Raw genomic sequence first — 25632 nt, 5'->3', positions numbered from 1 at the left:
AATTATTTTTTAACTTTAAAATTTGAAAAAACCATTAAATTATATGAAAGCACATACGTACGAAACCCAATCAACGATTACTCCCGAGAAAGCTTTAGAGTTTTTAAAAGAAGGAAACCAAAGATTTGTAAACAACTTAAAGGCTAACAGAGACCTTTTGGAACAGGTAAATGCTACCCGTGAAGGACAGTGGCCTTTTGCAGTTGTTTTAAGCTGTATAGACAGCCGTACCTCAGCAGAGCTAATCTTTGACCAGGGATTGGGTGATGTTTTCAGCATCAGAATTGCCGGTAACTTTGTAAATCAGGATATTCTGGGATCAATGGAGTTCGGTTGTAATGTTGCAGGTTCCAAACTTATCGTTGTTTTAGGGCATACCAAATGTGGTGCCTTAAAAGGAGGACTTGATGCCGCACAAATCGAAGGAATGGGAATGGATAACCTGAACCACCTGATTAACCATTTTGATCCGATCATCAATGAAGTGATTGAAGAGAATGAAGAACGTTCATCAAAAAACAGTTCTTTATTAGAAAGACTGAATCATCAGAATGTAAAAAATGCTATCGAAGACATCCGTAAACAAAGTTCAACGCTTAGAAACCTTGAAAATGAAGGTAAAATCAAAATCGTTGGAGCGAACTACGATGTTGAAACAGGTGCTGTAACCTGGTTATAGTATTCAGATATTACTATGTAATAGTTTAGATTAATTAATTTTTAAATTCACAATAAAGAACCATCGCACCCCGGTGGTTCTTTTATTTCAAGCATAAGAATTTTCAAGGCTCAATTTTTCCTTACATTTGATGCGTAAAAATTAATGTTGCAGACAAACTTATGAAACTACAGGACAACTTCATTCTGATTGGAATTTTAGTAATATTGAGCGGATCTTTAAAAGCACAAAAGCAAGTTACAGATACCCTCGCTTATCTTAAAAAATTTGAAACAAACAAAGAAAAATACATTGGTAAACCTTTTTCACTACTACTAAAAGACCTTTCCCAGTTACAACCTAAAAAAGCAAAATCAGATATTAATGAAAATCCCGGTAGTCCTTTGTTAAATACGATATTCAGGTTTTCAGAAAGCGATATCAACTCCGCTCAGGAACCCACAATGATTATTAAATGGAAACCTGATAACTCTCCCACAACTCCAATAGAGTTTTTTGAACAGGAGCATAATTACCGTTTTACAACCAGTGAAAGGAATTTTTTTGAAAAGAAAATTGTAAAGGATATTGTTGTTGCTAAATAATAAAACCTCCTGACGGAGGTTTATTGTTTTATGTAAAATCTGATTTATTTTCCGTTGAAAGCTGACATTGTATTATTAATGCCCGCAAAAACAAATGAAAGGCAGGCCTTTGAAAATTGTTCAATTCTTTCTGGCAATTTTTCTCTTTCCTCTTCATTCCACGTACCCAAAACATAATCTACCTGTCTCCCTTCAGTAAAGTCCGCAGAAATTCCAAAGCGAAGCCGTGCGTAATTCTGTGTCTTCAGAACTTCATTAATATTTTTTAAACCGTTGTGTCCCGCATCAGATCCTTTCATTTTCATTCTTAAGGTCCCGAAAGGAAGTACCAGATCATCCGTAATAATTAATATATTTTCCAGAGGGATATTTTCTTTCTGCATCCAGTATTTTACAGCATTACCAGAAAGATTCATATAAGTGTCCGGTTTTAAAATAAAGACTTTCCTACCTTTATATTTCCCTTCTGCCATCCATCCGAAATTGGTTGTATTAAATGAAGTTTCAAGACTTTCTGCTATTTTTTCTGCAACCTTGAATCCTATATTATGACGTGTATTTTCATATTCCGCACCCTTGTTACCAAGTCCGACTATTAAATATTTCATTTGAAATTTTTTGCAAAATTAAGGGATAAAAAATAAAAAAACTCAATCCGTTAAAGAATTGAGTTGATCTATTGTTAAAAAAATTTTATAAAGGCTTGTAGATATAATTTATTCCATACCCTTTTGTTACGTAAGTCTGCGGATCGTAATGATAATCTGTACTGAACACTGCCGGAACAGGAATAGGTGTCGTAAGATCCGTTATCGCCATTCTCTTAGGACTGTTTGGAGATAGGATCAAACTTCTCTTATCATTCATTTCTGTAGAAAGGATCACAGATATTTTATAAGCAAAAGGAAGCAATGTATATGCACTTATCTGAGTGTCAAAGTTCGCATAATCATAACCCAGTTTACCTGTTGGTGCGCCAAATACGTCATTACTCATCGGGCCATAATGTCTTACTACTTTACTTACATTATCCCCTAAATAAGTATACCCAGTTCTTGAATAGTTTTTGTAAACAAACGGAACTCCTGAAACATCCTCTCCTGATCTCATGATAATACTGTCAAGCTTGCTTGTTGAAGCTGCATATTTCAAATTATAAAGAGTCTTGGTTTTTCTGAAAAGAGTTTGAGGACCTGGAGGATCTCCCGGAATAACCGGAGGTGTTCTCCTGAACACTGAACGGCTTTCAGATACCTTATCTATTTTTCCCGATACACCATAAGTGAAAATCTGAGAATACGAAACACTATCCTTATCTAATTTTCCATTATTATCTAAATCAAGAAAACCTCTGAAATCAATCTTGCTTACCTTATCTCCGCTATACATAATATCTGTAATAGAAGCACTATCTGTAAGCACACGGGATAAAAGCAGCCCACTGTAATGATACTCTGCAATGGTATCAGCATCCGTAATTTCTCTATACAAAGCTCTAGGCCCTGTCAGTCCGGTATTGTTATGTAAATCAACAAGTGGATTTCCGTCTTCATCAATAAGATCTTTACACGAATGAATGGAAGAAAAACCAGCAAACAGTAAAATAAAATAGAAAAGTTGTTTCATTTCCAAGGGGATTATTTATTTTTTCACAAATATAATTTTTTTTTAAACAAAAAGCATATATTTATTTATATTATAAGAAAACTAACAATCAAATAAGCAGGTTTTCTTGTACTTTAGATATTCTGAAGAGAAAAGTTGGGCAAAAAAACATATTTCACTGTAGACTATATCTTTAGAAGAGCTATTTACTTATAAGTAAGTTGTGCTATAAAACAAAAAAACTAAAAGACCCGCTTTTAGTTTTTTTGTTTTTTTATCGATAAAATTAATGATTAGTAAGGTTGCAGTACCTGAGTAGTAAGTACTGATTGTGCCATATCATCATTTAAATAAGTTGTATTTACAGCTTTTCCTGTTCCTAAAGTTCCGGAGTTCAGGTTTCTTTTAGTACATGCTGCTTTAACGCTATAGTTATTCTGAGGAGTAAGGTTAGTAAGTGTAGCATTAAGATTGAAAATCTTATTTGTACCATCACCTCCAACCAAAACGTCTGTTCTCACAGCCTTAAGCGTATTGTTCACAAAAATTCCGCAAGCATAACTTATTGAAGAATTTGCATTAGCTGTTTTTTGTGTCGTTGTCTGAAAAGTAAACACTACTTTATTCGTTGCATTGGTAATAGAAAAAGTATCAACAGCTCCTGTCAGAACTGTCCAAGTAGCATCCAGTGCCGCATTTTCTGCATAAGGTGATGTAGAACCGTTTGCCCCTGAAAAAGTAGCACCTACTTTATCAGAAACCGTATTGATGGAAAACAAAGCCATACTACCCTGTCCGTCTGCAATCTTTATACTTTTCCAATCGTTACTAACCATATCGGAATTGTTATGAAAAATCTCTCCGGCATTTCCTGCGTTCCCTTTTACGGTATTAGTCCCTCCTGTTCTCAATTCTTTATTTACATTGACATCTCCATTAATATCTAATGTGTTTACAGGTGTTTTAGTATTGATTCCCACTTGAGCTTTAGACAAACCAACACCTAATAATAATGTTATTAAAAATATTTTTTTCATGATTTAATTTAAAATGGTGTTAAAGACTTGAGGGATTTCGTAAACGTCCACTTTAAGAGAAGACTGTGCAATAAAACTGTCAATATTAGTTGCCACATTGATTCCTATTCCTAAAGTAACATTACTCGTATTGTATGACTGTAGTCTTGAACAAGCAACACTTACTGTATGTGTTCCTTTTGTAAGGTTCGAAGCAATTCCGATTTGATTATGTGTCAAAAAGGTATTTGTTGCAGTACTGGCTTTAATATTCCCTTGTCTTAGGTTCACCAATTTATTATCTACAAAGATTCCGCAAGCATAATCAATCGAAGTATCTGTAGCACCATTAGCAGGGAAATTCGTATGAATTACAGTTTCAAACTGAAAATACGTTTTACTATCCGTACTGTATACCTGGAACGGCTGAGATAAAGCATTGATCTTTTTAAAGTTATTAAAAGTGCTGAAGTCGCTCCCTTTTACAAAGCTCGTAGATCGTGTAGATCTTGTAGAAGATTCCTCAGTTCCAGTAAAAGTAACACCTGTTCTATCTGAAAAAGAGTTATTAAAGATCAGGTAAAACTGATTAGGTTCATATTCAGGAATTCTAAGTGTTTTCCAAATCGGAGGATAATTTTCTCCCTGTGAAACCAATATCTGGCCATTTGTCCCCTGGACGAGGCTATTGTCTGTTGTATTTAAAACAACCAGTTTATTACGAAGGTTAATATCTCCGTTTACATCAAGTTTTGCTCTTGGAGTTACTGTTTTTATTCCTATCTGCGCAGAAACAGAAAGCCCGATTGATAAGAATAGAAGCGATAATATATTTTTCATAATTAGTTGGCTTTGTAGGTTACGTATTCAATAATATCAATCTTTAGATCCGATTCTAAAGTAAAGGCATTAGAAACTGTATTGGAATTCGAAATGTTACGTCCAATCGAAAATTGGCTGTTCACATCAGAAGACTCAATTTTTCTACAAGCCACTTCAATTTTCTGAGCACCAAGGGGAACGTTTTGCTCAGTGTAATTCAGTGTAAAAATATAATCCTGAAATCCTCCTTTGTCTGTATTATTTGTAGAAGAGACCTTATCAGGACGAACAGCAACAAGCTTACCTCCTCTGAATACTCCGCATGTAAAGCTTATATTCTGGGAAGTAGTAGCCACGGGAGCTTTCAATTCAATCCCTGTCTGGAATTGGTAAGTAATCCTGTTTTTAGGATTTTTAACTGTAAAATTATTTTCAAGGCCTTCAATCTTCACCCATTTACCCTTGCTGGTATCGGTTATATTATCCCCAACAACATTGGTATAGATCATATCACCTGCCACACCATTAGATAGACTGGTAATTCCTTTTTGATCCAGAGACAAGTACGAGTTAATTAATTTGTACTGTCCTTCTTCCATAAAAGATACGTTGATTGATTTCCATACAGGAGGTAGATTTTCTCCCTGCGAAACTAAAACTTGTCCGTTTAGTCCGGCATTTCCAACTTGAGTAGGAGTACCTCCCACTCTTAATTCTTTTCTTAAGGTGGTTTTCCCGTTTACATCGAGAGTCGAATTTGGTGAATTAGTGTCAATTCCCACCTGCGCGTGAGCATAGACAGAGCAAAGCCCTGCTATGCAGTAATACATAGTTTTTTTCATAATAAGCGGCACAAAGGTACACAATTTTAATATAAAACCCTATAGTTTAATTATTTATACCATAGAAATATGCCTATGTATTAATAGAATTCTTCGTAACGAAAAGTAGAATTATCTTTAAAACAGGGCTATAGCTGCAATATAGACCTCAACAAAATATTTACTTCATCTACATTTTTCACCTTATCTTTTCTCATCATTAAATTATTCCCTTCTTTTCCTATTTTTTCTTTTAATTGAGCCTCCGAAGGATTTTGAGTAAGGTAATTAATAATGTGCCTGAATTTTTCTGTCTGATAAAACTTATCTTGTGGATTACCTGGAAAATACCCTAAAAACACACCATTCTTCATAACTATTTTTTCAAATCCAATGTCTGCAGCGAGCCATTTTAAAGACACACTTTTTAAAAGATTAACAGCTTCCTCCGGTAAAGGCCCAAAACGGTCTATCAATTCGGATTCAAATTTCTGAAGATCTTTTTCATTATCAATTTCTGCAATCTTCTGATACAGCAATAACCTCTCTTCTGTATTAGAGATATAGAAATCAGGAAGCATGAGCTCCAGGTCGGTATCTATATTCACTTCCTTTACAGATTTAAAAAGTTTCTGCCTGTCCTCTTCATTGTCAAACAGGTTTTCAAAATCTTCATCATCTTTTAACTCCTCCAAAGCTTCCTGCATCAGCTTCTGGTATGTTTCAAATCCCATTTCATTAATAAATCCACTTTGCTCAGCACCTAACAAATCTCCTGCGCCACGGATTTCCAGATCTTTCATGGCAATCTGGAATCCACTTCCAAGATCTGAAAACTGTTCAATAGCTTCCAATCTCTTTCTCGCATCAGAAGTCATCATATCATAAGGAGGAGTGATCAGATAACAGAAAGCTTTCCTGTTACTTCGTCCAACCCTTCCCCTCATCTGGTGGAGATCTGCCATACCAAACCTTTGAGCATCATTGATAAATATCGTATTGGCATTCGGAACATCTACCCCACTTTCCACAATAGTTGTTGAGACCAGTACATCATATTTGCCCTCCATAAAATCAAGGACATTCCGCTCCAGCTGCTTCCCTTCCATTTGGCCATGACCGGTAATAACCCTGGCGTCCGGAACCAATCTCTGGATAAGTCCCGCAATATCTTTTAAATTTTCAATCCGGTTGTTGATAAAATAGACTTGTCCGTCTCTTTGTAATTCATATGAAACGGCATCACGAAGAATCTCTTCATTAAACCCGATAATCTGAGTATCTACCGGCTGCCTGTTAGGTGGTGGTGTTTTGATGACAGATAAATCTCTTGCAGCCATTAAGGAGAACTGCAAAGTTCTCGGAATAGGTGTCGCCGTCAGTGTAAGTGTATCCACATTGCTTTTAAGCGTTTTCAGCTTATCTTTTACGGAAACTCCGAACTTATGTTCCTCATCAATAATCAACAAGCCTAAATCTTTAAACTTAACACTATTGCTGGCAAGCTGATGCGTTCCTATGATGATATCTACTTTACCATTTTTTAATCCTTCTAAAGCTTCCGATTTTTGTTTTGCTGACCTGAATCTATTGATGTATGAAACATTCACCGGAAAATCTTTCAGTCTTTCCTTAAAGCTTCTGTAATGCTGAAATGCAAGAATTGTCGTTGGAACTAAAACCGCAACCTGTTTACCATCTGTTGCTGCCTTAAACGCAGCCCTTATTGCAACTTCTGTTTTGCCAAAACCTACATCTCCACACACCAGACGATCCATCACAGTACTAGCCTCCATATCCGCCTTCACATCAATCGTTGCTTTTTCCTGATCCGGAGTATCTTCATAAATAAAACTGGCTTCCAATTCATTTTGTAAATAAGAATCCGGGGTATAAGCAAAACCTTGAGCGGTTTTTCTTTGTGCATAAAGTTTGATAAGATCAAAAGCGATCTGCTTTACTTTTGCTTTTGTTTTTTGCTTTAAAGACTTCCATGCCGGAGATCCTAATTTACTCAGAACAACTTCTTTGCCATCAGGCCCGTTATATTTTGATATTTTATGAAGTGAATGAATACTTACGTAAAGTAAATCTCCATTTTTATAGGTAAGTTTAAAACATTCCTGAATTTTCCCATCATTATTAACTTTTACCAATCCCATAAATTTACCGATCCCATGATCGATATGGGCAATATAATCCCCGACTTTAAGAGACATAAGATCCTTGAGGGTAAGCTGCTCAGATTTAGCAAAAGTATTTTTAGCCTTATATCTTTGATAACGGTCAAATATCTGATGATCGGTATACACAGATATTTTATGGTTATTATCAACAAAACCTTCATGAAGTTCAGATTTAAAGCTTTTGAAGATCATTTGATGTTCAAGTTCTTCAAAAATTGACTCCAGTCGTTCTCTTTGTTTTTCTGTTGAAAACGAAATCCAGGTATCGAAACCGTCATTCTGCTTCTCTTCCAGATCCTGAATTAATAATTCAAAATTTTTATGAAAAGAAGGCTGGGAAGTTTGCTCTATACTAATCTCATAAGTGTTAAGCCCTTCAATAGCAACACTGCTGAAATCAATTGTTTTGAACTTCTTGTAATCAAATAAAAACTCCTGATCGGAAATGAACAATTCGTCAGGAGTCCTGTGAGCAATATCTTTACTTAAAGATTCATACTTTTCCAACGACTTCTCATAGAATGATCTTATTTTTTGCAATCCTACCACTCCATTTCTCGAAATCACAAAACTCTCTTTCGGCAGAAGCTGAAGTAAGGAAACCCGGCTGCCAGAAACCGAAAAGTTCATATTTGAAACAAGCTGAAATTCTTTGATCTTATCTACCGACAGCTGCGTTTCAATGTCAAAAGTTTTGATGCTTTCTACCTCGTTACCAAAAAAAGTGATTCTATAAGGCTTTTCATTAGAGTAAGAAAAAACATCTACAATTCCTCCTCTTACTGAAAACTCCCCAGGCTCGGATACAAAATCTGCCTGCTGAAACTGATAATGGGAAAGCAGTTCATCCACAAAATCAAAATCGAGCTGATCTCCTACTTTGATATGATGTGAAATTGCTTTAAAATCTTCTTTTTTCAGAACTTTCTCTGATAAAGCTCCGGCATATGCTACAATTACTTTTGGAGATTTCCCGGAATTTATTTTATTTAAAACCTCTGTTCTTAAAACAAGATTTGCATTCTGAGTTTTTTCAACCTGATAGGGTTCAAGATGAGTGGCAGGAAAATAAAGAACCTTGTCTTTACCCAACAGATCCTCCATTTCCGTATTAGCATAAAGAGCATCTTCCTTATCATCTATAATGTAAAGAATATTCTTCTTTTGGGTCAGGAAAAGCTCTGCCACAAAAACAGAAGTGGAAGATCCTGCATTCCCTTTTACCGAGATGTGTTGATTCGCTTCCAGTTGTGTGAAAATTTCTTTGCCAAATTCTTTTTGTAGTAAATCCGGAAGAAATTTTTCATGAATAGGTTTTAACTGCATAAGTAATAACGGTATAAACGACAAAATCGATTTCGGAAGTTCTCCGAAACCGTTCATTAATTTAGAACAAAGGTAGCTATATTTTTTCCAACCCAATAAAATAGCAAATTATTCAAAAATCAAAATAATCCACCATCGATAATCTAAATAGCATCTTTTTACTAAAAACTCTAATTAAAAGTTAAAAAACTAACCATTTTACTTCATGGCACAGTGTTTGAAAACTTCATTCATACGAATATAACAACACTAAAAATAGTATTATGAAAAAAGCAATTAAAATTCTGGGCATTTTTATGGTGACATTTTTTGCAGCAGTCACTATAGCATCATGTAGCAGGGATGATGATCCTGCAAACAATGATTTCTTCGCAGGCACATACCGTGGAAGCGTATCTTATAACGACGGTGGTTCAACAAATACAAGCACCAATGACGGTAGTGTATTTGTAACCAAAATCGCCAGCGGTACAAAGTATAATTTTCGATTTTCAAACGGCATTCCCGACCTTAATGGAATAGAGTTTGAGCAAAAAGGTGATAATAGTTTAGTTATGATTGGTTCCAGCGCAACCTCTTATATAAGGATTGATAATAATGAATTAAAGATCCTTTATCTTAAAGACGGCAAAACGTGGACAGCCAATTGTACACGATAATAATTATTTTTTTTAACAGGCCTGTTTCTTTTTAGAAACAGGTTTTTTCTTTTAATATCTGCGATCATTTAATCTTTTTTTAATCTGTAATAAACTTTAGTTAAGTTTCTATATACTAGATCTATCTGTACGATTTTTGCATACCTTTACTCAACAAAACCAAAATAATGTAATTCTATGAAAAAATTATTAACCGCAATGTCATTAATCTTAGGATTAGGTCTTGCAACTGCTCAACAAACAACTCCGGCAACTGCAACTAAAACTGTTCAGCAGGCTCCGAAAACTTTGAAAGCTCAGGAAGCGCCAAAAACATTGAAAGCAACTGAAACTAAATCTGCTGCTACTTCAAATGGAATGAAAATGAAAAAGGACGGAACTCCTGATAAAAGATACAAAGCAAACAAACATTTAAAAAAAGACGGCACACCAGATAAAAGGTATAAAGCCAACAAATAAACTCAACATATAGTTGTTATTTTCATAATCAAATTTCGAAGAACCGATGGGGCTATCATCGGTTTTTTTTATTTCATATTCCATAAAAGTATTCTCAGATTATTTAGTTATTTATAAATTTGAACCATGTTAAGCTTCCTAAAGAAAAATATAGCACTGGCCTGGGCAAAAAAACATGTCCAAAAAGCCGAAGAATTCAAAAAGAATGCAGAAAAGGATCAGGAAAAATTGCTTTTATCACTGATTGATACTGCAAAAAAGACTCTTTTTGGAAGAGAACATCAATTCGAAAATATTCAGTCTGTACAAGACTTCCAGAAAAAAGTACCTGTATCCGATTATGAAGATTTAAAGCCTTACGTCGAACGGGTAAAAAAAGGACAAGCAAATATCCTTTGGCCTGAAACGCCCCAATATTTTGCCAAAACCTCGGGAACAACTTCTGGATCTAAATACATTCCCATTTCAAAAGAAGGGATGCCCTTTCAGGTAGCAGCAGCTCAAAGTGCATTATTCCATTATATTTCCCAGAAAAAAAACGCTGATTTCGTCAATGGAAAAATGATTTTCCTGCAGGGAAGCCCTGTTCTTGAAGAAGTGTACGGAATAAAGACAGGACGTCTCTCAGGCATTGTAGCCCACCACATTCCTAACTATCTGCAAAAAAATCGTCTCCCAAGCTGGGAAACGAATATCATTGAAGATTGGGAAACCAAGGTTGATAAAATTGTAGAAGAAACAGAGAAAGAAAATATGACCCTGATATCGGGAATTCCGCCATGGCTCATCATGTATTTTGAAAAGCTTACTGAAAAGCATGGTAAAAAGATCAAACAACTTTTTCCAAATCTTCAGCTTATTGTTACCGGAGGAGTAAACTATGAGCCGTATCGTGATAAAATGGAGGATCTTCTGGGCGGACCGGTTGATATCATCCAAACCTTTCCTGCTTCAGAAGGCTTTTTTGCGTTTCAGGATAGCTATACCAAAGAAGGACTACTCCTTCTTACCCATCATGGTATTTTTTATGAATTCATTCCGTTAGAGGAATACGGGAAACCGGATGCCCGAAGATTAACACTAAAGGATATTGAACTAAATAAGGATTATGCTTTGATATTAACAACCAATTCCGGACTTTGGGCTTACTCTATCGGGGATGTTGTGCGATTTATCAGCAAAAATCCTCACCGGATCTTAGTAAGTGGGCGAACAAAACATTTTACATCCGCTTTTGGAGAACATGTCATAGCTTACGAAGTAGAGGAAGCCATCAAAGCCACTTTAGAAAAGTTTCCCGCTCAGATTACAGAGTTCCATCTGGCTCCGCAGGTAACTCCCATTGACGGACTCCCATATCATGAATGGTTGATCGAATTCGAAAAAGAACCTGTAAACCTTCAACTTTTCAAGGATGAACTGGATAATCAGCTACGCAAACGTAACACCTACTATGATGATCTTATTTCAGGAAACATCTTGCAAAAGCTGCACATTACGCTTCTGAAAAAAAATGCATTTCAGGAATATGCAAAATCTCAGGGCAAACTGGGAGGACAAAATAAAATACCAAGATTGGCAAATGACAGAAAAATTGCTGATTTATTGGAAATTTACAAATTATAATTACATTTTTTCAATTCCAAAAACAAATATTCAAAAAAAATTATAAATTTGAAAAACTAAATAAAAATAATGAAAGCATCTGTACTTTTAAAATCATCTTTACTTACCTCTTTATTTTTAATCTCTTCATGTGCTACTACAAAGTACAGTGAAGATATTTCAAAAAATAATTATTCTAATCTGGAAGCGGGAAGAATATACATTGTCACTATGAAAGACGGTTCTAAAAAACAAAAAATGTTATTCCGTAATATCCAGGGTGATAATATCGTAGGAACAGCAGGTAAAAAAGACAGTACAGAAGTAATTATTCCAAAATCCAATGTTGCTGCCGTAAAAGACAGATCAAGAGCAAGGGTAACAGGAGGAGCAGTGCTTATCGGTGCAGCCGCGGCTGCGGCCATCGTAGTGAGTGCTTCAAGGGCAGACTAAATAGATTTTATCTTTCAAAATACATTTGATTTATCATTTGAAAAATCAACTTCTCAGTAGCTCTAAATAAATATTTAGAGCTACTTTTGCGTATGATTTCCTTTACTCCCTTAAAAACCTTAGAAAATATTGAATTCAGAAATCTACTTACCGGAAGATTTTTCATTGTTTTAGCCTTCAGAATGCTTGCCACTTTATTGGGGTGGTGGGTGTACCAGTTAACAAAAGATCCTTTCTCAATAGGATTAATTGGTCTTTCGGAAGTAATTCCGGCTGTCAGTTGCGCACTATATGCAGGACACGTAATTGATATGAATGAAAAAAAGCGACTCTTGCTCATTTGCAACTATGCTTATATTTTTCTCATCGGGCTCCTGCTTATTCCAGCTTTTTTCAATGTTGAAATGCATTTTAGCGGGCATCAGATCACCTATTTTATTTATAGTGTGATTTTTTTTACGGGAATTGCAAGAGCGTTTATTGGTCCCATCGTTCCCTCGATGATTCCTAAGATTGTAAAAAAGGAGAATCTTCCTCATGCTGTCACCCTTAATCAAGCTACATTTCTAATATCTTCTGTTTGTGGTCACGCCATAGGAGGTTTCCTTATTGGTTTTTTTGGCGTAAAATGGACTCTTGTGGTTATCATCCTGCTCATTTTTATCGCCTCGTTATTTTTCTGGCAATTGAAAAAACAATTTTCTGAATATAAAAAAGGGAATATTAATGTTGTGGAAAGTATGAGGGAAGGTATTTCGTATATTTTCAAAACTAAAGAAATCTTAGGAGCATTATGTCTGGATATGTTCGCCGTACTGTTTGGAGGTGCCGTAGCCATGATCCCGGTTTATGCTACCGACATATTAAAGGTGGGAGCTGAAGGTTTCGGGCTTCTTAATGCAGCCTCAGATATTGGCTCCATGTGCATCATCACCATTCTCTCCATTGTTCCACTGAGAAAAAATCAGGGAAAAATATTACTTGGTGTGGTTACCGGATTCGGGCTTTGTATTATAGGATTCGGACTCTCTCATATATACTGGTTATCATTTATGTTTTTAGTGATGAGTGGAATGCTGGATGGTATTTCCGTTGTAATTCGTGGAACCATTGTACAATTGAAAACACCTGATCATATAAGGGGACGTGTACTCAGTGTTAATTCAATTTTTATCATGTCCAGCAATGAAATGGGACAATTTGAAAGTGGGTTATCTGCAAAACTACTGGGCGTGGTCCGTTCGGTAGTATTCGGAGGAAGTATGACGGTTCTTATTGCCTTACTTGTCGGAAGTACGAATCCTAAGCTACGAAAAATGCAATATTAAACACATATTCCACGTTATATTAAATAAAACTTAAAAACATTAATTAAAATTTAATAATTTTTTATATTTGTCGTATAAAATCCCCCCTTATGAAAAAATTTCTACTAATTTCAGGCTTCTTCTTGGCTGGCTTTTGGGTAAACGCCCAAACCTACTCAGAAAAAGACTTCCAACAATCTATATCACAAGTAAATACAGCTAAAACAAAAGCCGACTACGACAACCTTTTCCAAAAATTTTCCAAATTCACAGGATACAAAAAGAATGACAGATGGCAAGCTTATTATTATGCCGCAGTTTCTATGTATCTTAAAACAGAGATTCAGCTAAATCAAACCATGCATGAAGATCTTCCGGGCGCTAACGCTCTCGCCAGAAAATTTGCAAAAGGGGCATTTAATGCTCAGCAGGACAATGCCGAAGCTAATATTCTGTTAGGATTGCTATATTTCCAGAAAATGCAGGTGAGTCCATCAGGTGACACACAAAAGGATATGGAAATTGTTTCTCAGGCAGTCGCAAAAGCTGAGGCTACCTCTCCAAACAATCCAAGGCTTGCCATTCTAAAGGCAAGAATAAAAGAAAAATCAGGAAATCAAGCTGACGCTGATGTACTACTGCAAAAAGCAAAAAACGGATTTGACAGTAAAACTTCTATGGGCAGTGCTGCACCAACATGGGGCAGACAGTTAATTTCAAATAAATAAGAATTAAAATTTTAAACTGATCAAAATGAAAAAAGTTCTACTTATTTTTCTGATAATTATATCTCAGATAAGTTTTGCCCAATCCAGCTCTGACTGTGGTGGAAATGTGCAGGTTTGCGGAAACACACCTATTTCTTTCACCCCTACAGGACCTGGAGACATCCACGAAGTACTGGGAGACTGTCTAAGCATGGAACATTATTCCATCTGGTATACTTTTACGGTTGCCACATCAGGAACATTGACATTTAATATCGATCCAAACGTTTTCGCTGACGATTACGACTGGGCTGTGTATGGCCCGAATGTTACTTGTGCAAATCTTGGGTTTCCCATAAGATGTAACTATTCCGGCGCCGATGGCCCTACCGGTTTAAATATGACCGCAACCGGAACATCAGAAAATGGAGGAGGCCCGCCATTCTGTTCTTACATGAATGTTGTAGCTGGCCAGACCTATTATATGGTTGTTGATAATTTCTTATCCACTGCAAATGGTTTCGTATTAACATGGGGAGGAACTGCAACTTTGGTTTCCCCTTTCAACAATGCTTTCCAACCTTATCCTTTTATGGAGCCAGGAAGCGCAGGGCCAACACCTAATGATCCGAGAGAGGTTATTATCTGTTCAAATCCGGCAGTTTTTAATTTTAATTCATTATCTGCAGGAATTATAAACAATAACCCAAACTTCATAGTAACTTATTATACTAACGCAAACGATGCAATTACAGGTAATAATCCGATAACAACGCCTATAACCGTCAACACTACTGATATTTATTATTACGCCATTAGTTATTCCGATCCAAATGCCCCTTCAGGTGCTATCAACAGGTGTAGGATTCCGGGTAAATTCAAATTTATACAAAGAGCTATCACAGCGACTGATGTCACATTAACAGAATGTAATAACAACAATACGGGTACTGCTATATTCGACCTGACTACTGCTGCTGTAATTGCCGACCCAACCGTGACAAAAAAATACTATCCTACCCTTACAGATCTTAATGCAGGAACCAATGAGATCACGAATCCATATCAGTATAATTCTGCAGGAGGTAATGTTTTCGTTCTGGTAACTTCACAATTCGGATGTACCACTACTGCAAAAATCACCTTAGCATTCCATCCTGTAGTCGTGGTAAATGAGGCTACCCTTAGATCTTGTTTCATTGAATCGAATCCTTCAACGGCTTCTTTCAATCTTACAGCTGCTTCAGTAACAACACAGCCGGGTATTACTAAAAAGTATTACCCATCCATGACAGACGCTGTTAACGGAACCAACGAAATCACTACGCCATCTCCGTACATTGCACCGAATGGTGTGGTTTATATCAAAGTGACCAATGCAAATAATTGTTATACTGTTGCAAAAGTAAATCTGATCGTATTACCTCCAGTAAAATCTACAGTCCTTGCAGATAAAATAATCTGTATGGAAGATACAACTACACTAGATGCAGGACCTGGATTTGACGGGTATTTATGGAGCACAGGTGCTACGACACAAACCATCAGTAATGTAACTGTTGGTACTTATTCAGTACAATTGAAAACCGGGGAATGTACTACCAACCAAACTGTAACAGTTTATGCATCTGAGCAACCTGTTATATCCAATGTTGATATAGCAACAAATACGATTACTGTAAATGTAATCGGAGGTACTCCGCCATATAAATATTCATTGGATAACATCAACTGGCAAGATTCTAATGTATTCAATAATATACCAAGAGGAGATAATCATATTTATGTTAAAGATTCTTATGATTGTGAACCGATTGACATCAATGTGGTTGTTCCTAATTTAGTCAATGTGATCACTCCTAATAATGATGGTGTGAATGATGTGATTGATTATTCTGCACTGGCAGGAAAGCAAAACCTGATATTAAGTATTTATGACAGATACGGTGCAAAAATATTCCAGGCTGACAAAACGAATGGTTACAAATGGGATGGTACTACCAACGGAAGCAAAAAAGTTTCAACAGGAACTTACTGGTATTCTGTGACATGGAACGAAAATGATAAGAAAAATACACCTATCAAATTCTCCAGTTGGATTATGGTAAAAAACAGAGAATAGTCATATTTTTTGATAAAAACCGCTTAAAAAAGCGGTTTTTATTAATTCGAGCGAACTATAATCCAATTATCTTGTTATTTTCGCTATTTTTGTTACATTAAATTCATTTTAAAATGAGAAAATTCTTACTTCTTTTTATTTTATTTACTTATCAAATATATTTTTCACAGTCGGACTGTATCACTGCAATTCCCGTATGTGGAAATTCTGATATTTCCTACACCCCTAGTGGTCATGGTAATATTCAGGAAGACTTAATGGGATGTTTGGCCACTGACGAGCATTATAGTGTTTGGTATTCTTTTACCATAGCCACTTCAGGAACTTTAACATTCCTTATTACTCCTAATCAGTATTCTGATGACTATGACTTTGGTGTTTATGGTCCTAATCAAACATGTGGCGCTTTAAGCCCACCAATCAGATGTAATTATTCTCCTGCAGACGGACCAACTGGTTTAAGTCTCACACTTACCGGCACAAACACTGATGAGGCTATGAGTGCATATATGGACGTAGTTGCCGGAGAAACTTATTATTTGATTGTTGATAATTACTCACACACAGCACATGGTTTTTCCATGACATGGGGTGGAACAGCTACTTTAACTTCAGCATTTAATGATCCGGCAGTAACACCGAATCCATTTATTACACCTGGGGTACCTGGTCCTACTCCGGATTCTCCAAATGAAATCCTGAAGTGTGCTTTGCCAACTTCATTTGACTTCAACTCATTAACAACAGGGATTCTAAATGGAAATGCAAATTTTACCGTTACTTATCATGATAATGTAAATGATGCGATAACGGGATCAAACCCATTACCAAGCCCTACGATGGTAGATGCTACAACGATCTACTACTACCGATTAAAATATACAGATCCGAATAACCCTAACAATCCGATTAACGGCTGTTTCCAGACAGGGAAATTTAAATTCAGGCAGGGAAATATTGTAGCAAGTGACGATACCATTTATGCTTGTAATAATAATGGTGCGGGGACAGGAACATTCAACCTGACGTTGGCCAATACATATTCTGGCACCGCGACAAAAAAATATTATCCTACATTGAACGATTTAAATGCAGGAACCAACCAGATTATGAATCCTGCCGCTTACGTTTCAGGAGAAAAAACAGTATATGTAAAAGTAACAACGCCTGAAAACTGTTCAGACGACTCGGCAATCACCTTGAAATTCTTTCCGGTAGTAGTGGTTAATGATGCAGAAATTGAATCCTGCTATATTGACACCAATATTACAACAGCAAAATTTGACTTAACAACAGCTAACGTATCAAGCCAGACACCCATCACGAAGAAATTTTATGCAACCATGGCCGATGCAGTAAGCGGAACCAATCCAATTGCTAATCCTACGGCTTATGTTTCTGCCAATGGAAATGTTTATGTAAGGGTATTCAGCGCAAATATGTGTTATGCTATTGCTAAAATCACCCTTAAAGTTCTTCCTCCGGTAAAATCGGCGGTTTTAAAAGACGTTACTATTTGCCCTGAAGATACTACAACATTGGATGCGGGGCCTGGTTTTGACGGATATGAGTGGAGTACAGGAGCAACAACACAATCTATCCAAAACGTTGCGATAGGAAGTTATTGGGTAAAACTTAAAACAGGAATTTGCTATACAGTACAGCAAGTAAGTGTAAAGGCTTCCCAACAACCAGTGATCAGCAGTGTAGACATTACAAACAATACAATTACTGTAAATGTTTCAGGAGGAACACCACCATACAAATATTCACTGGATGGTACCAACTGGCAGGATTCTAACGTATTTACCGGACTTCCTAGAGGGGAAAACAAAATATATGTAGTGGATTCTTTTGATTGTACTCCGATTGATATTCAAGTGACAGTTCCTAATTTAATTAATGCCATCACACCTAACGGAGATAATGTAAATGATTACGTAGATTACTCTGAGCTTGGATACAAGAAAAATTTAGTATTCATCGTTTATGACCGATATGGAAATAAATTGTACGAAGCTGACAAACTGAGAGGCTACAAATGGGATGGAACTACCGGCGGTAAAAAAGTGATTACCGGAACATATTGGTACACCATTTCTTGGAATGAAAATGATAAAAACAATACTCAAACGAATTATAGCGGATGGATATTGGTAAAAAATAGAGAATAATTGAAATTATAAATAGAATTTAAAAAATCACCTCAAAATTGAGGTGATTTTTTTATTAACATTGCTTATCTTTTATTGGTGGTATTTTAATAACCCTTAAGAATAATTTGTTGATTACTATTTTTTAATTTTTTTTTAAATAAACTATCTTTGCACAATGGCGCAGAAAGAAACATTATCATCTCTTACGCATGGAAATTTTGCGAAAGAATTGTCAATTGCAGATGGAAAAATGCCTCCTAATGCAGTGGATTTTGAAAGATTGATTATAGGAACTTTTTTAATTGATAAAAAAGGTCTTGACCATTCCATCGACCTTCTTACCCCGGAGGTATTTTATGATCCCAGACATCAGGTGATATTTGCTACCATTTTGAAATTATATGAAGCCAACCATCCGGTTGACTTAATGACTATTATACAAGACTTAAAAAAGGAAGACAAATTAAATTCAGCAGGAGGGGATCATTATATTATTGATCTCACCATGGGAGTAAGCTCCTCAGCTCACATAGAATATCACGTTCGTGTTATCCTAGAAAAATATATTTTGAGAAGTCTGATTAATGTTTCAGCAAACGTTATAGACTCTTCATATAAAGAATCCACGGATGTTTTTGAGCTGCTGGATAAAGCAGAACAATCTTTTTTTGAAATCACCAACGGGACCATCAAAAAAGGCTTTGATACTGCAAATTCTTTAGTAAAGCAGGCTATCGATACAATTAAATCCCTGAAAGACAAAGAAGGACTTTCCGGAGTACCCTCAGGATTTAGGGATGTGGATAAAGAAACCGGAGGCTGGCAAAATTCCGACCTTATTATTATCGCGGCTCGTCCTGCGATGGGAAAAACAGCATTCCTTCTCTCCATGGCTCGAAATATTGCGGTAGGATATAAAATCCCAATGGTGCTGTTCTCTCTCGAGATGGCATCTGTTCAGCTTATTACAAGGATGATTGCTTCTGAAACCAGAATTTCTTCTGAAAAATTAAGAAAGGGAACCTTAGATGATGAAGAATGGCAAAGATTGTTTTCCAATGTATCCGAACTGGAAAACGCTCCGCTTTTCATTGACGAAACTCCATCACTTTCTATATTCGATTTCCGGGCAAAATGCCGGAGACTTGTAATGCAGCATGGTGTAAAGCTTATCATGGTCGACTACCTTCAGCTTATGACCGCAGGAGGAGGTGGAAAAGGGACAGGAAACCGTGAACAGGAAATCTCTATGATCTCGCGTTCATTAAAAGCAATTGCAAAAGAACTCAATGTTCCTGTTATTGCACTTTCCCAGCTTTCAAGAAGTGTGGAAACACGTCCGGGGAAAAGACCTCAGCTCTCAGATCTTAGAGAATCGGGAGCGATTGAGCAAGATGCTGATATCGTATCTTTCATCTTCAGACCTGAATATTATAAGATCACGGTTTGGGATAATGATGAAGAAGGCCAGGAAACTTCGACTGAAAATCAGGCTGAGCTTATTATTGCAAAACACAGGAACGGTGCTACTGCCGATGTACGATTATCTTTCCTTAAACATTTTGCAAAATTCGGAGATATCGAAGCAGCAACGGGTGGAAACCCAGGTTATCCCTCAGGTTTTAATTCGAATGAACCTAGTGGTTTTGATAAGATAAAAACAACCATTCAGCCGGGGGCAGCATTTGATCTTCCGGACAACTCCCAGTTGTCAGGATCTTCGATGAATGATTTTGATGATGATGACGACTTCCCTTTTTAATGATGTTGAACTGATAAGAAAAGACAATTTCTGAAATTTTGAGAATTGAGATTTATACAGACGGAGCATGCAGTGGAAATCCCGGAAAAGGAGGTTATGGAATTCTCATGCGTGTTCCGGAAAAGAATTATCAAAAAACATTTTCTAAAGGATTCCGTAAAACAACGAATAACAGGATGGAGCTTCTGGCAGTAATTACGGCTCTGGAAAAGCTAAAGTCAACAGAAAACGATATCCATATTTTTACAGACAGCAAATATGTAGCAGACGCGATCAACCAAAACTGGATTTCCGGATGGATAAAAAGAGGGTGGAAAAATGTGAAGAATCCCGATCTCTGGAAAAGGTTTGTTATTCTTTACAATCAATATACTCCTAAAATGCATTGGATCAAAGGGCATGCCGGTCATTTTGAAAATGAGCTGTGTGATAAGCTGGCGGTTGCAGCTGCAGCTTCTTCTGATTTAGAAATAGACACCTATTTTGAGAATATTGAAAACAATTCTCTATTTTAACGAATAAGAATCAAAAAGCACCCCATTATCAAATTCAATTATTCTGTTAAATAATTTAGTTATTTTACTATCCAAATTAACTTTTATTAAAAAATCATTAATATTTTCTGCAAAATTAACACTGAACACATATTTATTACTTAGGATTTAATATATTTACATGTCCAATTTTTAAACATCCTAATTAATGAATAAAAATCTACTATTTTATTTCACTATACTTTTATCCTGTTTATCCGGAAATCTTTTTTCCCAAACCTATCAGCTCACCGGAAATCCTGTGAATACGACAGGGTGGACAGTTGTTCCTTCTGCCGTAGTTAACACAGATTTTGTTATGCTGACTGATGATCTCACCAACAAATCAGGAGCAATCAAACTTAACGATCCTATCAACCTGAAGTACTGTGATAAATGGAGAATCGAGTTTGATTTCAGACTTGACGGTAACGGAACGTCGTCGGGAAGAGGAGACGGTTTTGCATTTTGGTATCTACAGAATCCTCCAGTAACCAGCCAGTTAGGCTCAGGTCTGGGAATTCCGCAAAATGCAATCGGCCTTATGATCGGCTTTGACCTCTACAATAATACTACAGGGGGACAGATGAATAAAGTTCATCTTGCCTATGGTGTGGTTCAAAATACTACTGACACAAATAATATCGAGTATTTCAATACTGTCGGAAGCTCCTTTCACTCACCCGATCTTACGTCTACCATTCCTTTGGTGGGAGCTACTTACAAACATGTGGAAGTAACCGGACAGGTGGATCCTGCTACTCCGGCCAATTGGATTATCAACCTGAAAATTGACGGAACATCAGTCATTAATCAATCATTTGCACCTGCAGGTGCTGCAGCTTCAATGGGAGTGGGATACTTTGGATTCTCAGCCTCTACGGGAGCGGCTTCAGTGAGGAGTTCCATAAAAAATGTAAAAATCTATACAGACAAAGTATCTATTTTACAGAACTCAGTTACCCAATCCTTATGCCCGAATCCTTCAACAGGAAATGGCACGGTCAATCTTACAACCTTTAATTCACAGTTTGTGAATACCCCGGCCAATTACACATTTACATACTATGTAATAGGGAGTTCAACGCCTATTGCTAACCCCACCAACTATCAATTCAATACCAATACAACAATCTCTGTTGTTATTAAAGACAATGCAGGTGTCCTTTGTGATAATCCCGACGGAAAGATTCAGTTGGTTCTGGCGCCTTTTACAGCAAATAATGTAACTATTTCCGCTTGTAACAACAATAAAGCCGGGACAGCAACATTTAACCTAAGTACTGCAGCTGTAACGGGAGTACCGGGAGCCGTTAAGAAATATTACAAAACACTGTCTGATCTCAACGCAGGAACCAATGAAATCACTAACTTTTCAAACTACATATCTGCTCCGGGAGTCGTATATGTAAAAGTGACAACACCACAAGGTTGTACAGGAACAGCTCAGATAACGCTGGCATTTCTTCCTGAAGTAGTCGCTAATGATGATACTATTCGCTCCTGTTTCATTGACACCAATACAACATCCGCTTTATTTAACCTGACCACTGCCAATGTAACACCACTGGCCGGAGCAATAAAAAAATACTACACAACTTTAGCAGACGCAATGGGCGGAACGAATGAAATTGTAAATCCGCAAGCATATGTATCTACAAATGCTGTAGTCTATGTAAAAGTAATTGATGGAAATAATTGTTACACCATTGTGAAAATTACCCTTGTTGTTTTACCTCCTGTTCCATCAACTGTTCTTAAAGATCAGACAATATGTATAGACGAAACTGCAACATTAGATGCAGGCCCAGGTTTTGACGGTTATCTATGGAGCACCGGTGCAACCACTCAATCCATACAAAATGTTCCGGTGGGAATCTATTCGGTTCTGCTTAAAACAGGAAGTTGCTTCACCAGTCAGATTGTAAAAGTACAAGCTGCACCTCAACCGGTGATTTCAAGCATTGATATTACCAATAACACGATTACAATTAATGTAAATGGAGGTACCCCCCCATATCAGTTCTCATTAAACGGTACAACATGGCAAAGCTCTAATGTATTCTCCGGTTTATCCAGAGGAGAGCATAAAATATTTGTTAAAGATTCATATAACTGTGATCCTATTGATGTACAAATCACTGTACCGAACCTGATTAATGCAATTACTCCAAATGGGGATAATGTAAACGATTATATTGACTATTCTGCTTTAGCCTATAAAAAGAATCTGATATTCATCGTTTACGACAGATATGGAAATAAGCTTTACGAAGCTGACAAATTAAGAAACTACAAGTGGGATGGTACCGCAAGTGGTAAAAAAGTACCTACTGCAACATATTGGTACACCATCTCCTGGAACGAAAATGACAAAAACAATACTCAAACAAACTATAACGGCTGGGTATTGGTTAAAAATAGGGACTAACAAAAAAAGACCACTCCAGCATTGGCAGTGGTCTTTTCAATACAAATCACTATTTTAAAGAAAGCATCCGAAATTAAATAAATGAATAAATAACAACTCCTTATTTCACCCACTCCAAATGAAAAAACTTTTACTCTTCTGCCTTTTTGTTCTTTTAACCAATCTACCCGGAAATCTTCTATCCCAGACTTATCAACTTTCAGGAAATCCCGTCAATACTACGGGATGGGATCTTGTTTCAAGTGCAAACGTAAATACTGATTTCATACAACTTACTGCTGATCAGGGAAACTTATATGGAGCTATAAAATTAGCCAGTCCTATTAATTTAAGATATTGTGATAAATGGAAAGTAGAATTTGACTTCAGAATTGATGGAAACGGAACCGCACAGTTTGGAAGAGGAGATGGATTTACCTTCTGGTATTTAGCTAATCCTCCTACAGGATTCGTTTCAGGAGGCGGCCTTGGAATTCCGGCTAATGCATCGGGCTTAATGGTAGGATTTGATATTTTCAACAATACTACAGAAGGACAAATGAGTAAAGTTCATATTTTATATGGAACCAACAACTCCCTTAACAATAACATTGAATATAACAACACTCCGGGAAGCACTTTTCATTCCCCGGATCTTAATCCTACACAGCCATTTGTTGGCTCAACCTATAAACATGTAGAGGTAAATGGTGAAACAGACCTTGCCAATCCCACCAGCTGGATTATAAAGGTAAGAATTGACGGAGTCTTAATTGTGGATCAGTCATTTGCCCCCTCAGGAGGAGCAATTGGTATGACTCAAGGATATTTTGGATTTTCAGCAGCCACAGGGGGAGCCAGTGCAAGACATTCAATAAAAAATGCTAAAATATTTGTGGATAAGGTTCCCATTTTACAAAGCACCGTTACACCGTTTGTTTGTGTTAATCCTGCGACAGGAAACGGGACAGTGGATTTAACCTCATATAATTCGCAATTTGTAAATATTCCGGCTAATTATATTTTCACTTATTATGTTTTAGGAAACTCTACTCCAATTGCCAATCCTACAAATTTCCAATATTCCGGACCCACAACAATTACGGTAGTAGTAAGAGACCCTTCTTCCACTTTATGTGATAATGGCGATGGGGTTATTCAGCTAAATCCTACTCCTTTTGCTGCGGATGACGTAACATTAACAGGCTGCAACAATAATAATGCAGGAACCGCAATATTTGACCTGACAACAGCTGCCGTTACTACTGTTCCAGGCGTTACTAAACAATATTACCCGTCTTTGACAGACCTAAATGCGGGAACTAACGAAATAGTAAACCCTACAGCCTATGCATCACCTGCCGGTTCAGTATATGTAAGAGTTACAACTCCACAAGGCTGTGTAGATGTGGCAAAAATTACACTCACCATCAACCCTGTTGTGGTTGTCAATGATGCTACATTAAGATCCTGTTTTATAGAAACAAGTCCGGCAACAGCTTCATTTAATCTTACAGCTGCTTCAGTAACGACACAAGCTGGCGTCAGCAAAAAGTACTACCCATCATTAACCGATGCTTTAAACGGAACAAATGAAATTACCACACCTGCAGCTTATATCGCCCCTAACGGTGTCGCTTATATTAGAGTTACCAATAATGCAAACGGATGTTATTCCGTTGCTAAGGTTACATTAGTTGTACTAGCACCTGTACTGTCTGCAGTTTTAAAAGATAAAACAATATGTATTGAGGACAAAACAACTCTTGATGCCGGCCCAGGTTTCGCTTCTTACCTGTGGAGCACGGGAGCGACTACCCAGGCTATCACAAATGTAGGTGTTGGTGTCTATTGGGTACAGCTCAAAACCGGTGAATGCACCACTACTCAGAGTGTGACTGTCCACCCTTCCGAACAACCTGTTATTACTAATGTAGACATATCTGGCACCACAATGACGGTCAATGTTATTGGCGGAACACCAGCATACCAATACTCATTAGACAATATCAACTGGCAGGATTCTAATGTATTCACTAATCTTCCGAGGGGAGAAAGCCACATATATGTAAAAGACGCTTACGACTGTGAGCCTATAGATATTAGCGTAACTGTTCCGAACATAATCAATGTGATTACGCCAAACGGAGATGGAGTAAATGACGTTATAGATTATTCTGCATTAGCTCACAAACAAAACCTTGTCTTTAATATTTATGACCGGTATGGAGCTAAGATTCACCAGGGTGACAAATCCAATAAATATAAATGGGACGGAACAATAGCAGGCAGAAAAGTCTCTACGGGCAGCTACTGGTATTCAGTTTCATGGAATGAAAACGATAAAAAGAATACAGCGATTAAATATTCCGGCTGGATTCTGGTAAAAAACAGAGATTAATAAAAATAACCAACCATAT

At 36.8% G+C, this 25632-nt stretch carries 20 protein-coding genes; 14 read left to right on the top strand and 6 right to left on the bottom strand.

The window, feature by feature from the left end; genetic code table 11:
• Positions 1-43 precede the first annotated feature (43 nt).
• The gene (locus AC0INN_RS12510) at positions 44-679 is read left to right on the top strand and encodes a carbonic anhydrase (RefSeq protein WP_172282297.1); all 636 of its coding nucleotides are present in this window, start codon (positions 44-46) and stop codon (positions 677-679) included.
• A gap of 161 nt (positions 680-840) precedes the next feature.
• Positions 841-1263, top strand: coding sequence for a hypothetical protein (locus AC0INN_RS12505; protein WP_273650462.1), 423 nt, complete (start codon positions 841-843; stop codon positions 1261-1263).
• Positions 1264-1307: 44 nt separating this feature from the next.
• Here the strand turns inward: AC0INN_RS12505 and pth are convergent, their stop codons facing one another.
• From pth to mfd, 6 genes are all read right to left on the bottom strand, one after another.
• On the bottom strand, positions 1308-1871 hold the full coding sequence (gene pth, locus AC0INN_RS12500; protein ID WP_273650461.1) for an aminoacyl-tRNA hydrolase: 564 nt from the start codon (positions 1869-1871) through the stop codon (positions 1308-1310).
• An 85-nt stretch (positions 1872-1956) separates the two neighbouring features.
• Positions 1957-2889, bottom strand: a complete 933-nt coding sequence (locus AC0INN_RS12495; RefSeq protein WP_172282292.1) for a hypothetical protein — start codon at positions 2887-2889, stop codon at positions 1957-1959.
• A gap of 272 nt (positions 2890-3161) precedes the next feature.
• Positions 3162-3905 (bottom strand): hypothetical protein, encoded by a 744-nt coding sequence (locus AC0INN_RS12490; protein ID WP_273650460.1) that lies wholly within the window; start codon positions 3903-3905, stop codon positions 3162-3164.
• A gap of 3 nt (positions 3906-3908) precedes the next feature.
• Complete coding sequence (locus AC0INN_RS12485; protein ID WP_273650459.1) at positions 3909-4724, bottom strand: hypothetical protein; 816 nt, start codon at positions 4722-4724, stop codon at positions 3909-3911.
• A 2-nt stretch (positions 4725-4726) separates the two neighbouring features.
• On the bottom strand, positions 4727-5536 hold the full coding sequence (locus tag AC0INN_RS12480) for a hypothetical protein (RefSeq protein ID WP_228457018.1): 810 nt from the start codon (positions 5534-5536) through the stop codon (positions 4727-4729).
• Between the two features lie 140 nt (positions 5537-5676).
• The gene (mfd, locus tag AC0INN_RS12475; protein WP_273651072.1) at positions 5677-9039 is read right to left on the bottom strand and encodes a transcription-repair coupling factor; all 3363 of its coding nucleotides are present in this window, start codon (positions 9037-9039) and stop codon (positions 5677-5679) included.
• A 296-nt stretch (positions 9040-9335) separates the two neighbouring features.
• Here mfd and AC0INN_RS12470 point away from each other — a divergent pair, with 296 nt between their 5' ends.
• The 12 genes from AC0INN_RS12470 (at position 9336) to AC0INN_RS12415 (ending at position 25613) form a co-directional block, all read left to right on the top strand.
• Positions 9336-9698 (top strand): hypothetical protein, encoded by a 363-nt coding sequence (locus AC0INN_RS12470; protein ID WP_306613424.1) that lies wholly within the window; start codon positions 9336-9338, stop codon positions 9696-9698.
• A 177-nt stretch (positions 9699-9875) separates the two neighbouring features.
• Positions 9876-10157 carry a hypothetical protein gene (locus AC0INN_RS12465; RefSeq protein ID WP_273650457.1) on the top strand — a complete coding sequence of 94 codons (282 nt, stop codon included), beginning with the start codon at positions 9876-9878 and terminating at the stop codon, positions 10155-10157.
• A 126-nt stretch (positions 10158-10283) separates the two neighbouring features.
• The gene (locus AC0INN_RS12460; protein ID WP_306613422.1) at positions 10284-11783 is read left to right on the top strand and encodes a GH3 auxin-responsive promoter family protein; all 1500 of its coding nucleotides are present in this window, start codon (positions 10284-10286) and stop codon (positions 11781-11783) included.
• A 69-nt stretch (positions 11784-11852) separates the two neighbouring features.
• Positions 11853-12215 carry a hypothetical protein gene (locus tag AC0INN_RS12455; protein WP_172282280.1) on the top strand — a complete coding sequence of 121 codons (363 nt, stop codon included), beginning with the start codon at positions 11853-11855 and terminating at the stop codon, positions 12213-12215.
• A 92-nt stretch (positions 12216-12307) separates the two neighbouring features.
• Positions 12308-13543 (top strand): MFS transporter, encoded by a 1236-nt coding sequence (locus tag AC0INN_RS12450; RefSeq protein WP_273650456.1) that lies wholly within the window; start codon positions 12308-12310, stop codon positions 13541-13543.
• Positions 13544-13632: 89 nt separating this feature from the next.
• Entirely contained in the window at positions 13633-14250 is a 618-nt protein-coding gene (locus AC0INN_RS12445) for a tetratricopeptide repeat protein (protein WP_273650455.1), read from the top strand.
• 25 nt (positions 14251-14275) lie between these two features.
• Entirely contained in the window at positions 14276-16351 is a 2076-nt protein-coding gene (locus tag AC0INN_RS12440) for a T9SS type B sorting domain-containing protein (RefSeq protein WP_172282275.1), read from the top strand.
• Between the two features lie 113 nt (positions 16352-16464).
• Positions 16465-18525, top strand: a complete 2061-nt coding sequence (locus AC0INN_RS12435) for a T9SS type B sorting domain-containing protein (RefSeq protein WP_273650454.1) — start codon at positions 16465-16467, stop codon at positions 18523-18525.
• 157 nt (positions 18526-18682) lie between these two features.
• The gene (gene dnaB / locus AC0INN_RS12430) at positions 18683-20269 is read left to right on the top strand and encodes a replicative DNA helicase (protein ID WP_273650453.1); all 1587 of its coding nucleotides are present in this window, start codon (positions 18683-18685) and stop codon (positions 20267-20269) included.
• 38 nt (positions 20270-20307) lie between these two features.
• Positions 20308-20784: a ribonuclease HI gene (rnhA, locus tag AC0INN_RS12425; RefSeq protein WP_273650452.1), complete on the top strand. Its 477-nt coding sequence runs from the start codon at positions 20308-20310 to the stop codon at positions 20782-20784.
• A gap of 187 nt (positions 20785-20971) precedes the next feature.
• A complete protein-coding gene (locus AC0INN_RS12420; RefSeq protein ID WP_273650451.1) occupies positions 20972-23233 on the top strand; it encodes a T9SS type B sorting domain-containing protein in 2262 nt (753 codons plus the stop codon).
• Between the two features lie 118 nt (positions 23234-23351).
• Entirely contained in the window at positions 23352-25613 is a 2262-nt protein-coding gene (locus AC0INN_RS12415) for a T9SS type B sorting domain-containing protein (RefSeq protein ID WP_273650450.1), read from the top strand.
• Positions 25614-25632: the final 19 nt, after the last annotated feature.

This window comes from Chryseobacterium subflavum, from assembly GCF_055762745.1.
The sequence above is the reverse complement of the archived record's forward strand: the minus strand, read 5'-3'. Positions and strand labels throughout refer to the sequence as shown.